Below are 14,426 nucleotides of genomic sequence, written 5' to 3'. Positions count from 1 at the left end.
TGCTAGTGTTGTCGCTATTGTTGTACTTCTGGTGCTACCCCAATGACGCAGACCTCTCCCCGCAAAGCCCTGCAGCTCCGCATGTGGGCGCTGTTTATGTTCTTCTTTATTCCCGGTCTGCTGATGGCCTCCTGGGCCACGCGCACCCCCGCTATTCGCGACATTTTGTCCGTTTCTACCGCAGAAATGGGCATCGTGCTGTTCGGCCTGTCGATAGGCTCCATGAGCGGCATTCTCTGCTCCGCATGGCTGGTGAAGCGCTTCGGTACGCGGGCGGTGATCCGCACCACCATGTGCTTCGCGGTGTTCGGGATGATGGTGCTGAGCGCGGCGCTGTGGTTTGCCTCACCGGTGATGTTTGCGCTGGGGTTGACGGTGTTTGGCGGCAGCTTCGGCTCGGCGGAAGTGGCGATAAACGTTGAAGGGGCGGCGGTCGAGCGCGAGATGAACAAAACCGTGCTGCCGATGATGCACGGCTTTTACAGCCTCGGCACGCTGGCCGGGGCGGGCGTGGGGATGGCGCTGACGGCCTTCGGCATGACCGCGAATCTGCATATCCTGCTGGCGGCGGTGGTGTGCATTATTCCGATTCTGACCGGCATCCGGGCGATTCCGGACGGCACCGGCAAGAACGCCTCAGATGAACAGCATTCGGCCGAAAAAGGGCTGCCCTTCTACCGCGATTATCAGCTGATGCTGATTGGCGTGGTGGTGCTGGCGATGGCGTTCGCGGAAGGGTCCGCCAACGACTGGCTGCCGCTGCTGATGGTGGACGGTCACGGCTTTAGCCCGACCTCCGGCTCGCTGATCTACGCCGGGTTTACGCTGGGGATGACCGTCGGGCGCTTCACCGGCGGCTGGTTTATCGACCGCTACAGCCGCGTGGCGGTGGTGCGCGCCAGCGCCCTGCTCGGCGGGCTGGGTATCGCGATGATTATCTTTGTGGATGTGGACTGGATTGCCGGCGTCTCGGTGATCCTCTGGGGGCTGGGCGCGTCCCTCGGCTTCCCGCTGACCATCTCCGCCGCCAGCGACACCGGCCCGGATGCCCCGACGCGCGTCAGCGTGGTGGCGACAACCGGCTATCTCGCCTTCCTGGTCGGGCCGCCGCTGCTCGGCTTCCTCGGGGAGCACTTCGGGCTGCGCAGCGCCATGCTGGTGGTATTAGGGTTGGTGATCGTCGCGGCGCTGGTGGCGCGCGCGGTGGCAAAGCCGGAAACGAAACACACGACACTGGAGAAGGGATATGAGCGTTAAACTGATCGCCGTCGACATGGATGGCACATTCCTGAGTGATGCCAAGACCTACAATCGCCCGCGCTTTCTGGCGCAGTACGCGCGCATGAAGGCGCAAGGCATTCGCTTCGTGGTCGCCAGCGGCAACCAGTACTACCAGCTGATCTCCTTTTTCCCGGAGATTGCGCATGAAATTTCATTCGTCGCCGAAAACGGCGGCTGGGTCGTGAGTGAGGGTGAAGACGTCTTCAACGGTGAACTGTCGAAAGCCCATTTCGAGACCGTCGCGAACGTGTTAAACGACGTGCCGGGCATCGAGATCATCGCCTGCGGGAAGAGCAGCGCCTACACGCTCAAGTGCTATGACGAGGGCTTTAAGGCCATCGCGGCAAAGTACTATCACCGTCTGGAAATGGTCAGCGATTTCGACAACCTGAACGATATTTTCTTCAAGTTCGGGCTTAACGTGTCTGATGATGAAATTCCGCGTATTCAGGCGCTGCTGCATGAAAAACTCAGCGACATCATGGTGCCCGTCACCACCGGTCACGGCAGTATCGACCTGATTATCCCCGGCGTGCATAAAGCCAACGGCCTGCGGATCCTGCAACAGCGCTGGGGGATAGAGAACAGCGACGTGGTGGCCTTCGGCGACAGCGGCAACGACGTGGAGATGCTGCGCCAGTCCGGGTTCAGCTTTGCGATGGCGAATGCCAGACCGCATATCAAAGCGGCGGCGCGTTTTGAAGCGCCGCACAATAACGAGGAAGGCGTGCTGGATGTGATTGATAAGGTGCTGGATGGGGAGGCACCGTTTAATTAACACAGTGCGGTCTGGTGCCCTCACCCTAACCCTCTCCCACCGGGAGAGGGAATAAACAGTTAAGGTTGCAGGGCGTTTCCGACGCGCTTGTCTTTCAGGAACACCACCATCAGGCCAACCCACAACACGCCGTTGGCGAGGTTAAACAGACTGAACAGCCCGTTACCGCCCATCGCGTAGGCATGCTTGCTCACCTCGATACCGACGGTAAAAATCAGCATCTGCAGCATCCCCATCGCCGCGGAGACCGTACCTTTACTCATCTCGCTGGCAAACAGCGTCAGGCGCACCAGCCCCGCGTTCGCCACGCCAATCCCGAAGGCGTAAATGCTGAGTCCTGCCGTCATCCATAAGTAAGCATGTGATGACGCGACGGTCGCCACCGCCGCCAGAATCAGCCCGGCTGCAATCGGCCAGCCACCCATGATAATCAGTGAACGCACGGTGCGGCGTGAGGTCAGACGCGCCAGCACCAGGTTACCGATAATCAGCGCGCCAAAGATTGGTACCTGCAACAGGCCGTACTCGTAGCTGCTCAGCTTTTCACCGCTGATGATAATGACCGGTGACTGGGCAATCCACGCCAGCAGCGGCAGGCTAACGAACCCGGTCGCCAGCGCGCCCGCCACAAAGCGGCCATTCTTCAGCACTTCTTTGTAATCCCGCCCCAGCTCTTTCAGCGAGAGTTTCTCGCCGATGCGGGTGGCGGTTTCCGGCATTGCCCGGTGCAGACCAAAGAACGCGATGGCGGCGAGAACCGCAAAGAGCACAAACATCCCTTCCCACGGTGCAACATGCACCCATGCGGCGCCTACCAGCGGCCCGAGCAAGGGAGCGATCAGCGCCACGTTCGCCATCAGCGCGGTAATTTTGATACACACCGCCTCTTCAAACGACTCCTGAATGGCGGCATACCCCACAGCGCCGATAAAGCACAGGCTCACCCCCTGCAGGAAACGCAGCAGGGTAAATTGTTCAATGTTTTGTGCCAGCAGCGTGGCAAGACAGGTGACGATAAACCACACCACGCCCGTCAGCATTACCGGACGACGGCCAATACGATCCGACAGCGGGCCTAACAGCCACTGCAAAAACATGCCGCCGGCCAGATAGGCGGTCATGGAGGTCGGTACCCACTCGATTCCGGCGTTGTACTGCGCCACCACGGCCAGCATCCCGGGCTGGATCATATCGTTGCCGATATAGGTAGAAAATTCGTAGAGCACCAGACACAGAGGGAAAAGCAACGCCTGACGACCCAGACGTGAACCTGAAGAAGAACGGTTTAACATGCAATCTCTTTATAATGACAAAATCGCGACGAGTGTAATGAAATGCCGCAGCCCGAGATAGTGATTTATCGAGGATAAACAGAAATAAAGCACATATCGTCTTCGTTTAAGGTTTCCTTAATTTGACAGATTTATGATAGCCCCATTACTCGTCAACGACCCCAAATTATGGCACTCACCTCCAGTCGTTCAGAATTGTCTACGTTACAGAAAAATAAGACAAAACGCCTTTACCGCTTACCGGCCCGCTTTTATGGTTATCAGCTTTTCATACTGATAGCCCTTGCCGTGGTGTTTACGTGGCTATCGCGCAATGAAGCGCTCGACAGATGGGTAACCGGCTTCTGGTATGACGCGGCGACGCAGAGCTTCCCGCTGCAGAAAGACCACCTGCTGGATCTGCTCAACCATCGTCTGGCGAAGTACATCGCCATCGCCTTAGGCGCCGTGGCGCTGTTTTACGGCGCTTACAAGCGTAACGCAAGGCTCGTGACGGCGGCGCTGCTGATGGGCGTTGGCGCGCTGGTGGTGGGCCTGCTGAAAAGCATGAGCCATCACAGCTGCCCGTGGGACCTGGTGGAATATGGCGGTAAGGCTGTCTCTTATCCCCTGTTTAGCGCCGCCCCTGCAGACAGCGGCCCGGGGCGCTGTTTCCCCGGCGGTCATGCCTCCAGCGGCTTTATGGTGATGGGGCTGTTTTTTGCCTTCTGGCGCGAGCGTCCGCGTCTCGCCTGGAGCTTCGTTGCGCTGGGCGTGGTGTTAGGTCTGGTGATGGGTTATGGCCAGATCATGCGCGGGGCACATTTTTTCTCTCACAACCTGTGGGCTGGGTGGTGGGTCTGGTTTTCTCAGGTGGTGGTCTACGGCCTTGTTTCCACCCGGTTTGCTAAAGAGTGATAACGCTATGCTAGAGAATCTGAATTATCAGCTGTTCTATCTGATCAATGCCACCCCGGCCTCGCCCGAGTGGATGATCGACTTTGCCACCTTTCTGGCAAAAGATCTGATCAGCATCGTACCCGCGCTGGCCGCCATCCTCTGGCTGTGGGGACCTCGTAGCCAGGTGAAAGCGCAGCGCCAGCTGGTGATCAAAGTGGCGATGGCGCTGGGCGTGAGCGTTCTGGTGAGCTACATTCTGGGCCACGCATTCCCGCACGATCGTCCGTTTGTCGATCACGTGGGCTATACCTTCCTGCACCATGCGCCAGATGACTCTTTCCCGAGCGATCACGGGACGGTGATCTTCACCTTCGCGCTGGCCTTCCTGTTCTGGCATCGCCTGTGGTCAGGTGCGGTGCTGATGGTGGTCGCGGTGGCCATCGCCTGGTCTCGCGTTTATCTGGGCGTCCACTGGCCGCTGGATATGGTGGGCGGCTTCCTGGTGGGGCTGATTGGCTGCGTGAGCGCGGCTATCCTGTGGAGCCTTATCGGTGAGGCGCTCTATAGCGGGCTCTCTACCCTCTATCGCGCCATTTTCGCTATTCCGATCCGCAAAGGCTGGATACGTGACTAACCCCGACCTGACAGGTTACACTTGAACCCCCGCCCTGCGGGGGTTCACTTTTTTATCCCGAGGAACTATGGAAACACGTCGCGATGACCGCATTGCTCAGCTGCTTCAGGCGCTGAAGCGCAGCGATAAGCTGCATCTTAAGGAAGCCGCCAACCTCCTCGGCGTCTCAGAGATGACCATTCGTCGGGATCTGAACAGCGAGAGCGCGCCCGTCGTGCTGCTGGGCGGATATATTGTGCTTGAGCCACGCAGCGCCAGCCATTATCTGATCAGCGACCAGAAGACACGCCTGGTGGAGGAGAAACGCAAAGCCGCGCGGCTTGCGGCCTCACTGGTACAGCCGCACCAGACGCTGTTTTTTGACTGCGGTACCACCACGCCGTGGATTATCGAAGCCATCGACAGCAGCATCCCTTTCACTGCCGTGTGCTACTCCCTGAACACCTTTCTGGCGCTTCAGGAGAAACCCGAGTGCCGGGTGATCCTCTGCGGCGGTGAGTTTCACGCCAGCAACGCGATCTTTAAGCCGCTCAACCTGCAGGACACGCTCAGCAATCTCTGCCCGGATATCGCGTTTTATTCCGCCGCCGGCGTTAATGTGCGCCAGGGCGCGACCTGCTTTAATCTGGAAGAGCTGCCGGTAAAGCACTGGGCGTTAAGCGCCGCGCAGTACCATGTGCTGGTGGTCGATCACAGCAAGTTTGGTAAGGTACGTTCGGCAAGAATGGGCGAGCTGGCGCAGTTCGATGCCATCGTCAGCGATTGCCGCCCGGACGACGAGATTGTGGCCCACGCGAAGGCACAGCAGGTGAAGTTGATGTATTGAGGTTATGCCGGGTCGGCCTACAACGGCTCGAACGTAGGCCGGGTAAGCGCAGCGCCACCCGGCAAAAAACTTAGCTAAACCAGCTGCCAAACCACCCGTGGAATTTCATCATCACGAAATCCCACATCCGGCTGAAGAAGCCGCCCTCTTCCACCGCTTCCATCACAATCAGCGGACGCTGTTCAATCGATTTACCGTTAAGCTGGAAATCAATCGTCCCGACCACCTGGCCCTTTTTCAGCGGAGCCGTAAGCTGCGGGTCAGTCAGGGTGTAGCTAGCCTTCAGGTTTTTCAGCTGGCCGCGCGGAATGGTCACCGAGCCCGCCTCACCCGCGCCCAGGTTCACTTCGCTCTTGTCACCAAACCAGACGCGCTGGCTGACGAACGTGGCATCCGGTTTAATCGGCGTCACGGTTTCATAGAAGCGGAAGCCCCAGGTCAGCAGTTTTTCGGATTCATTAAAGCGAATGCGGTCGGTTTTGGTGCCCAGCACCACCGAAATCAGGCGCATGTCGCCCTGGGTCGCGGAAGCCACCAGGTTGTAGCCAGCGCCCGCCGTGGTGCCGGTTTTCATCCCGTCCACATTGACGTTGCTGCTCCACAGCAGGCGGTTGCGGTTCGGCTGGCGGATTTTGTTGAAGGTAAACTCTTTCTCTTTGTGGATCGCGTATTCATCCGGCACGTCGTGGATCAGCGCTTTCCCCAGCAGCGCCATGTCGCGCGCGGTGCTGAACTGGCCCGGCGCATCCAGACCGTGAACGGTTTTAAAGGTTGTATTGGTCAGGCCCAGCTTTTGCGCGTAGCCATTCATCAGGCCGATAAATGAATCCTGGCTGCCGGCAACGTAGTCGGCCAGCGCGATGCACGCATCATTTCCCGACTGAATAATCACCCCTTTATTCAGATCGGAAACAGAAACCTGATCGCCAGGCTTCAGGAACATCACGGAAGAACCCCGCAGCGCCGGGTTGCCGGTCGCCCACGCGTCCTTCCCGATGGTCACCATATCGTCCAGTTTGATCTTGCCCGCTTTCAGCGCCTGGCCCACCACATAGCTGGTCATGATTTTGGTCAGGCTTGCCGGATCGAGTTTCTCATCCGCATTCCCTTCCGCCAGCACTTTACCGCTGGCGTAGTCCATCAGGATCCAGGCGCGCGCATCCACTGGCGGCGCTTCGGGCGCAGCCTGTTCAGCTGCGTAGAGCGTTGGTGCAAACAGGAAAAGAAGCGCAGAGCCTGCCGCCAGGCTGCGCAGAGAAGTCATTTTACGCGTCATAAATGCCACCCGAGTGTCCATTCAAAAATTACGTCACATCACCGTGTCGCAAGAAGCGATGAGTAATAGCGCACTAAAACCGTTAAAGAAACCCAACGAGGGTAAAGTTATTAAAGTTTATGCAATAACATTCAGATACGCTTTGATTAAGACGATTTTTTTGTCTTCTGTTGCGTAATTGTTAGGTTTATCTCACCATGGCGAAAGGCTGACTCGGATTCACATCTCATCGGGAGTAAATATGATTACGCTGTGGGGCAGAAATAATTCGACCAACGTTAAGAAAGTGCTCTGGACGCTGGAAGAGCTGGATTTACCGTTCAATCAAATCATGGCTGGCATGGCGTTCGGCGTGAACAAAGAGGCCGACTATCTGGCCATGAACCCGAACGGCCTGGTGCCGCTGCTGCGCGATGATGAAACAGACGCGATGCTTTGGGAGTCCAACACCATTGTCCGTTACCTCGCCGCCCAGTACGGTCAGGGACGCCTGTGGGTTGAAAACCCGGCCCGGCGCGCCCAGGGCGAAAAGTGGATGGACTGGGCAAACCAGACGCTGTCCCCAACCCACCGCGTGATCCTGATGGGGCTTATCCGCACGCCGGAAGCCGAACGCGATTATCCTGCGATTCACGCCGCGCAGGATGCCTGCGAAAATCTGTTTGCGATGATGGATGACGAGCTGGCGAAGCACGCCTGGTTCTCCGGCGAGGCGTTCGGCACAGGCGATATCGCCGTGGCGCCCTTCGTCTGGAACCTGACCAACATGGGTCTGAAGTGGACGCCGCGCCCTCACCTTGAGCGCTGGCTTAAACAGCTGAGCGATCGCCCGGCTTACCGTAACGTCGTGATGATCCCGGTCACCTGATTACGCGCCGGACGGGCTGACTTTCAACAGCTGCCCGTCCGTCTCGTCGGTCAGGACATACAGATACCCATCCGGCCCCACCCGCACGTCGCGAATACGCTGGTCCCGGTCGCCCAGAATGCGCCCGTCCTCCGTCACCTTGTTTCCCTCCACGCTCAGCACGATAACGTCCTTCTCCTTCAGCGCGCCGATAAACAGCTTGTTTTTCCACTGCGGGAAGACGTCGCTGTTGTAAAACGCCATGCCGCTCACCGCGGGTGAGACTTTCCAGACGAACAGCGGCTTCTCGGTGCCCTCAACGTGCTCGCCTTTGGCTTCCGGGATTTTCAGGCCGCTGTAGTTAATGCCGTGCGTGGCCAGCGGCCAGCCGTAGTTCTTACCTTTCTCCGGAATGTTGATCTCATCCCCGCCGCGCGGGCCATGCTCGTTCAGCCACAGCGTGTCGCTCCAGGGGTTCATCGCCATCCCCTGCGGGTTGCGAATGCCGTAAGACCAGATTTCGGGTCGCGCACCGGGGGTATTCACGAAGGGGTTATCCGACGGGACTTTCCCGTCTTCGGTGAGGCGCACCACTTTGCCCTGCAATTTATCCAGATCCTGCGCCGTCGGACGCTGATTGTTCTCGCCGAGTCCAATAAAGAGAGAGCCTTTGCCGTCGAATACCAGCCGCCCGCCAAAATGGTTACCGGTTGAAAGTTTCGGCATCTGACGGAACGCCACCTGGAATCCTTCGATGCGGGAATAGTCGTCGCTCAGACGGCCATAGCCCACCGCCGTTCCGGCTTTGCCGTCATGCCCGGCCTCGGCGTAGCTCAGCCAGACGCGGCGCGACTTCTCAAAATCTGGCGCCAATACCACATCCAGCAATCCTCCCTGACCGTTTGCCCAGACCTTCGGTACGCCGACAATCGGATCGGAGAGCCCTTTTCCGGCCTGCCAGCGTTTGAGCTGACCGCCCTTCAGGGTCACCAGCAGCCCGTCATTATCCGGCAGGAACGCCAGGGACCAGGGGTGATCGAGTCTGTTTTGCAGCACCTCGACCTTCACTGCCTCTGGCGCAGCAAGAAGTGAAAACGAAATAAATAAAGCAGGCAGGGAAAGCAGCGAGGATCGAGGCATAACGCGCTCCTTTATCGGCATATGGCATAAAGATTAGCCATTGCGTCCGGGCGCGTTACCACTTTTACAAAAGCTTAAGCAGAAGGGGGAGTTGCCTCCCCCGGGATCAGTGCTGTTCGAGCTGTTTGTGCTCGTTCAGACACATGATGCATAGAGAGAGCGTTGTCAGGCAGTTTTCAAGCTTCTCCGCGTTTACGGCGATAAAGTTCGGGCAGTCGTGGCGTCCGTTCATCAGACACACCCCTGCGATGGAGAGCACTTCGGTGGCGCGGCGCAGCGCGATTTCTTCGCTTTCGCCGCCGTTCGCCTTCAAGGTCGGTGCTTTTTCACGCATGAAATTACACAGTTCAAACAGGTTATCACGCAGATGTTCGCTTTCGCTGACTGACATATACCCTTTTGCCTTCCTCAACTGCAGGTACGCGGCCAGGTCGATTCGGGCGTTGATCAGCTTGTTCAGCAGATCGCGTTTTAGTCTGTCAACGGTCATGCTCTTTCCTCCTCTGTCAGCCATGGTGCATAGTCAGGATAAGTACATTTTTTGTACAGTTTAATGCCTGGGATCAATTTTTATTAACTGATTAACATTATTTACAATGTTACAACCTCGGCCCGACGCATCCGCCTTGCAAAGAGTGTATAAATCCCCCGCGATACGCTGTAAAATCCCGCCCTGATAACTCCATAATTGATGAATTTTTAACCTATGAGCAATGTTACGCACCAGCCGAAAATCGGCTTCGTCTCCCTGGGCTGCCCGAAAAACCTGGTGGATTCAGAACGCATCCTGACCGAACTGCGCACCGAGGGCTATGACGTGGTGCCAAGCTACGACAACGCCGATATGGTGATTGTTAACACCTGCGGGTTTATCGACAGCGCGGTCCAGGAGTCACTGGAAGCCATCGGTGAAGCGCTGACCGAAAACGGCAAAGTGATCGTGACCGGCTGTCTGGGCGCGAAAGAAGACCAGATCCGCGAAGTGCACCCGAAGGTGCTTGAGATCACCGGCCCGCACAGCTACGAGCAGGTGCTGCAACATGTTCATCACTACGTGCCAAAACCCAAACACAACCCGTTCCTGAGCCTGGTGCCAGAACAGGGCGTGAAGCTGACGCCGCGCCACTACGCATACCTGAAGATTTCCGAAGGCTGTAACCATCGCTGTACCTTCTGCATCATCCCGTCCATGCGTGGCGATCTGGTGAGCCGTCCAATCGGCGAAGTGCTGGCAGAAGCTAAGCGCTTGGCTGACGCGGGCGTGAAGGAGCTGCTGGTCATCTCCCAGGACACTTCAGCTTATGGCGTGGACGTTAAGCACCGCTCCGGTTTCCACAACGGCGAGCCGGTGAAAACCAGCATGGTCGGCCTGTGCGAGCAGCTGTCTAAACTCGGTATCTGGACGCGTCTGCACTACGTTTACCCATACCCGCACGTTGACGACGTCATCCCGCTGATGGCGGAAGGCAAGATTCTGCCTTACCTGGACATCCCGCTGCAGCACGCGAGCCCGCGTATCCTGAAGCTGATGAAGCGCCCTGGCTCCGTTGACCGCCAGCTGGCACGCATCAAGCAGTGGCGTGAGATCTGCCCGGACCTGACCCTGCGCTCCACCTTTATCGTCGGCTTCCCGGGTGAAACCGAAGAAGACTTCCAGATGCTGCTCGACTTCCTGAAAGAAGCGCGTCTGGACCGCGTAGGCTGCTTCAAGTACAGCCCGGTGGAAGGCGCAACCGCCAACGAGCTGGCGGACCAGGTGCCGGAAGAGGTGAAAGAGGAGCGCTGGAACCGCTTCATGCAGCTGCAGCAGCAGATCTCTGCCGAGCGTCTGCAGGAGAAAGTGGGCCGCGAAATCATGGTTATCATCGACGAAGTGGACGAAGAAGGCGCGATTGGCCGCAGCATGGCGGACGCCCCTGAAATCGACGGTGCGGTGTACCTGAATGGCGAAACCAACGTTAAGCCAGGTGATATTATTCGCGTGAAGGTTGAAAACGCCGACGAGTATGACCTGTGGGGTAGCCGGGTTTAATCGCCCCACTCCGCTTTTGTAGGCCGGGTAAGGCGTAGCCGCCACCCGGCACATTTCACTGCACTACCCCTTTATCCTCGGATCCAGCGCGTCGCGCAGCCCATCACCTAACAGGTTAAACGCCAGCACGGTCAGGAAAATCGCCAGGCTCGGGAAAATCGCCACGTGCGGCGCAATCACCATATCGGCCCTCGCCTCGTTCAGCATCGCGCCCCACTCCGGCGTCGGAGGCTGTGCTCCTAACCCCAGAAACGACAGGCTGGCCGCCGAGATAATCGACACGCCGATACGCATGGTGAAATAGACCACGATGGACGACACCGTCCCCGGCAGAATATGGCTGAAGAGGATGGTCGCATCGCTGGCCCCCATACTGCGGGCCGACTCGATAAAGGTCTGCTGTTTCAACACCAGCGTGTTGCCGCGCACCAGGCGTGCAAAGGCCGGAATCGAAAACACCGCCACCGCAATGATGACATTCGCCATGCCGCTGCCCATGATCGCCACCACGGCAATCGCCAGCAGAATGCCGGGGAAGGCAAACAGCACGTCGCAGATGCGCATGATGATGCGGTCCCACCAGCCTTCGTAATACCCGGCAACCAGCCCCAGCACAATCCCGATGGCCGCGCCGATCAGCACCGCGAACACCCCGGCGGCGAGCGAGATCTGCGCCCCTACCAGTACCCGGCTAAAGATATCCCGCCCGAGGGAATCCACGCCGAACCAGTGGAGCATCGAGGGCCCGTCGTTCAGGCGGTCGTAGTCAAAATAATTTTCCGCATCAAACGGCGCCACCCACGGCGCCACGATCGCCACCACAATCAGCAGCAGCACGAACAGCCCCGCCGTCATCGCGACCGGCTGACGGCGGAAACGCCGCCAGAATTCAGACCACGGGGTGCGGATGTGATCCGGTTTTAGCCCCGGCATGGCGTTTAAAACGGCCTGACGTCGCCAGTTCAACAATCGCATCTTACTTATACCTGATGGCCGGGTTAATGGCGGCGTAGAGCACGTCCACCACTAAGTTGATAAGAATAAACTCCAGCGAGAAAAGCAGCACTTCCGCCTGGATCACCGGGTAGTCGCGCATCTCGACGGAATCGACCAGCAGACGTCCCAGCCCCGGCCAGTTGAAGACCTTTTCCACCACGATAGAGCCGCCCAGCAGGAAGCCAAACTGAAGCCCCATCATCGTCACGACCGGGATCATCGCATTGCGGAACCCGTGCTTGAGGATGACCCACTTCTCGCTGACCCCTTTCGCCCGCGCGGTGCGAATATAATCTTCGCTCAGCACGTCAACGAACGAGGCGCGGGTAAAGCGGGCCATCACCGCCGACACGGCAGCCCCCAGCGTCATCGAGGGCAGAATGTAATGCTTCCAGGTATCGGCCCCGACGGTGGGCAGCCAGCCCAGCTCAACGGAGAAGATCTGCATCAGCAGCATCCCCAGCGCGAACGCCGGGAAGGAGATGCCGGTCACCGCCAGCGCCATGCCGAGCTTGTCCGGCCAGCGGTTACGCCAGACGGACGCCACAATCCCGGCGCCAAGTCCGAACACCACGGCCCAGCTCATGCTGGCTATCGTTAACCAGAACGTGGGCATAAAGCGGGTGGCGATCTCCTCCGACACCGGACGACGCGACACCATCGAGATACCAAAGTCACCCTGCAGAACGTTGCCAATATAGTGCAGAAACTGCATATACAGAGGCTGGTCAAGACCCAGCTGTTTACGCACCAGCTCAATGACCGTGGCATCCGCTTCGGGCCCGGCAACCAGACGCGCCGGATCCCCCGGCAGCATATGGACAAACAAAAACACCAGCACTGCCACAATCAACAGCGTCGGGATAAGCCCCAGCAGGCGTTTACAAACATAGTTCAGCATGGGCGTTATTTTAAATCCGCATCGTCAAAGCTAAAGCCCGTATCCGGCATGATGTAGAACCCGGTCAACGCTTTGTTATGGGCTGACACCAGTTTCTCCACCACCAGCGGCACCCACGGCGACTCTTTCCAGATGATGTCCTGCGCGTCCTTGTAGAGGCGTGCTTTCTCCTCCGGTTTGGTGGTTTTCAGCGCATCGGCAAGGTCTTTGTCCACCTGCGGGTTGCTGTAGAACGCGGTATTGAACAGGGTTGGCGGCCAGTTCTGCGAGGCAAACAGCGGCGAGAGCGCCCAGTCGGCTTCACCGGTCGAGGCCGACCAGCCGGTGTAGAACATCCGCACGCCGCTCTCTTTCTGCCCTTTCCCCTCAACCTCGGCCGCACGCTGCCCGGCATCCATCGCGGTCACCTGCGCCTTGATACCCACCTGCGCCAGCTGCTGCTGGGTGAACTGCAGCACCTTCTGGGCGGTACTGTGATTATGCGACGACCACAGCGTGGTGCTAAAGCCGTTCGGATAGCCCGCCTCTTTCAGCAGCTCGCGCGCTTTAGCCGGATCGTACGGCCACGGCTGATAGCTTTGCGCATACGCGATAGCCGGCGGCAGCACGCCGGTGGCCGGGGTGGCATAGCCCGCAAAAGCGACCTTCACCAGCGCCTGACGGTTAATGGCATAGTTAATGGCTTCGCGCACCTTCGGGTTATCGAACGGCTTTTGCGTGACGTTCATGCTGATGTAGCGCTGCATGATCGACGGGCTGGCGACCAGCTCCAGCTTGCTGTTTTTCTCCAGAATGGCGGCCTGCTCATACGGCACAGGGAAGGCAAACTGCGCCTCGCCGGTTTGCAGCATCGCCGCACGGGTGTTGTTATCCACTACCGGACGCCAGGTGATGGTGTCCAGCTTCGGCAGCCCTTTTTGCCAGTATCCCGCGTATTTTTTCACCTTCACAAAATCGGTCTGATTCCAGGTGACCAGCTCGTACGGACCGGTACCGACCGGGTGGAAGCCAATCTCCTTGCCGTATTTCTTCAGCGCGGCAGGGGATATCATCGCCGTCGCCGGATGCGCCAGAATATTGATAAACGCGGAGAACGGCTCTTTCAGGGTAATTTTTACCGTCGCCGGGTCGACCACCTCAGTTTTGGCGATGTTTTTATAGAGGTTATAACGCTTGAGGCTGTTTTCAGGATTGCTGGCGCGATCGAGGTTAACCTTCACCGCGTCTGCATTAAAGTCGGTACCGTCCTGGAACTTCACCCCGGTTTTGAGCTTAATGGTGTACACCAGCCCGTCATCCGAAACGGTGTACCCCTCCGCCAGCACGTTTTTAAGCTTCATCTCTTTATCCAGGCCAAACAGGCCCTGGTAGAACGATTTCGCCACCGCCTGGGAGAGCGTGTCGTTAGCGTCATACGGATCCAGCGTGGTGAAGTTAGAGCCGACAGCGACCACCACATCTTTGGCAGCGAACGCGGGGGCAGCGGCCAGGGCTGCCGTCACGCTCGCGGCTAACAACCATCTACGCGCTACAAATGTAACCAT

The 14,426-nt window shown here is 58.2% G+C and carries 14 protein-coding genes; 7 read left to right on the top strand and 7 right to left on the bottom strand.

Translation table 11 applies throughout. The features are described from left to right. Positions 1–42 precede the first annotated feature (42 nt). Positions 43–1,257, top strand: coding sequence for an MFS transporter (locus F3J31_RS07835; RefSeq protein WP_167212346.1), 1,215 nt, complete (start codon positions 43–45; stop codon positions 1,255–1,257). After that, positions 1,247–2,059 carry a Cof-type HAD-IIB family hydrolase gene (locus tag F3J31_RS07830; RefSeq protein ID WP_167212343.1) on the top strand — a complete coding sequence of 271 codons (813 nt, stop codon included), beginning with the start codon at positions 1,247–1,249 and terminating at the stop codon, positions 2,057–2,059. Before F3J31_RS07835 ends, F3J31_RS07830 begins: the two co-directional genes overlap by 11 nt. Before the next feature lie 59 nt (positions 2,060–2,118). Here the strand turns inward: F3J31_RS07830 and F3J31_RS07825 are convergent, their stop codons facing one another. Beyond that, entirely contained in the window at positions 2,119–3,351 is a 1,233-nt protein-coding gene (locus F3J31_RS07825) for an MFS transporter (RefSeq protein ID WP_008503430.1), read from the bottom strand. 168 nt (positions 3,352–3,519) lie between these two features. Between F3J31_RS07825 and F3J31_RS07820 the strand changes: the two genes are divergently transcribed. The 3 genes from F3J31_RS07820 to deoR all read left to right on the top strand — a co-directional run bounded on the left by F3J31_RS07820 (position 3,520) and on the right by deoR (position 5,690). Beyond that, complete coding sequence (locus F3J31_RS07820; RefSeq protein WP_167212340.1) at positions 3,520–4,248, top strand: phosphatase PAP2 family protein; 729 nt, start codon at positions 3,520–3,522, stop codon at positions 4,246–4,248. Between the two features lie 7 nt (positions 4,249–4,255). After that, the gene (gene ybjG / locus F3J31_RS07815; protein WP_045908451.1) at positions 4,256–4,864 is read left to right on the top strand and encodes an undecaprenyl-diphosphate phosphatase; all 609 of its coding nucleotides are present in this window, start codon (positions 4,256–4,258) and stop codon (positions 4,862–4,864) included. Positions 4,865–4,931: 67 nt separating this feature from the next. Then, on the top strand, positions 4,932–5,690 hold the full coding sequence (gene deoR, locus F3J31_RS07810; protein WP_008503427.1) for a DNA-binding transcriptional repressor DeoR: 759 nt from the start codon (positions 4,932–4,934) through the stop codon (positions 5,688–5,690). Between the two features lie 70 nt (positions 5,691–5,760). Here the strand turns inward: deoR and dacC are convergent, their stop codons facing one another. Continuing rightward, complete coding sequence (gene dacC / locus F3J31_RS07805; RefSeq protein WP_008501207.1) at positions 5,761–6,966, bottom strand: serine-type D-Ala-D-Ala carboxypeptidase; 1,206 nt, start codon at positions 6,964–6,966, stop codon at positions 5,761–5,763. 241 nt (positions 6,967–7,207) lie between these two features. Between dacC and F3J31_RS07800 the strand changes: the two genes are divergently transcribed. Further along, positions 7,208–7,834, top strand: coding sequence for a glutathione S-transferase family protein (locus F3J31_RS07800; protein WP_167212337.1), 627 nt, complete (start codon positions 7,208–7,210; stop codon positions 7,832–7,834). Here F3J31_RS07800 and F3J31_RS07795 read toward each other — a convergent pair whose 3' ends face one another. Further along, positions 7,835–8,953, bottom strand: coding sequence for a PQQ-dependent sugar dehydrogenase (locus tag F3J31_RS07795; RefSeq protein ID WP_167212334.1), 1,119 nt, complete (start codon positions 8,951–8,953; stop codon positions 7,835–7,837). Positions 8,954–9,059: 106 nt separating this feature from the next. Further along, positions 9,060–9,443 (bottom strand): biofilm formation regulator BssR, encoded by a 384-nt coding sequence (gene bssR, locus F3J31_RS07790; RefSeq protein WP_008501204.1) that lies wholly within the window; start codon positions 9,441–9,443, stop codon positions 9,060–9,062. A 216-nt stretch (positions 9,444–9,659) separates the two neighbouring features. Between bssR and rimO the strand changes: the two genes are divergently transcribed. Then, the gene (gene rimO / locus F3J31_RS07785) at positions 9,660–10,985 is read left to right on the top strand and encodes a 30S ribosomal protein S12 methylthiotransferase RimO (RefSeq protein ID WP_008501203.1); all 1,326 of its coding nucleotides are present in this window, start codon (positions 9,660–9,662) and stop codon (positions 10,983–10,985) included. A 63-nt stretch (positions 10,986–11,048) separates the two neighbouring features. Here the strand turns inward: rimO and gsiD are convergent, their stop codons facing one another. The 3 genes from gsiD to gsiB are packed head-to-tail and all read right to left on the bottom strand — an operon-like array spanning position 11,049 to position 14,426. Continuing rightward, positions 11,049–11,960 carry a glutathione ABC transporter permease GsiD gene (gsiD, locus tag F3J31_RS07780; protein WP_021240948.1) on the bottom strand — a complete coding sequence of 304 codons (912 nt, stop codon included), beginning with the start codon at positions 11,958–11,960 and terminating at the stop codon, positions 11,049–11,051. A gap of 1 nt (position 11,961) precedes the next feature. Beyond that, positions 11,962–12,882, bottom strand: a complete 921-nt coding sequence (gsiC, locus tag F3J31_RS07775) for a glutathione ABC transporter permease GsiC (protein WP_008501201.1) — start codon at positions 12,880–12,882, stop codon at positions 11,962–11,964. A 5-nt stretch (positions 12,883–12,887) separates the two neighbouring features. Next, positions 12,888–14,426: a glutathione ABC transporter substrate-binding protein GsiB gene (gene gsiB / locus F3J31_RS07770; RefSeq protein WP_023292928.1), complete on the bottom strand. Its 1,539-nt coding sequence runs from the start codon at positions 14,424–14,426 to the stop codon at positions 12,888–12,890.

Origin of the sequence: Enterobacter sp. Acro-832 (assembly GCF_011752745.1) — a bacterium.
Lineage (GTDB): Bacteria > Pseudomonadota > Gammaproteobacteria > Enterobacterales > Enterobacteriaceae > Enterobacter > Enterobacter quasiroggenkampii.
Note: the sequence above shows the minus strand (reverse complement) of the source record. Positions and strands in the feature narration are given on the sequence as shown.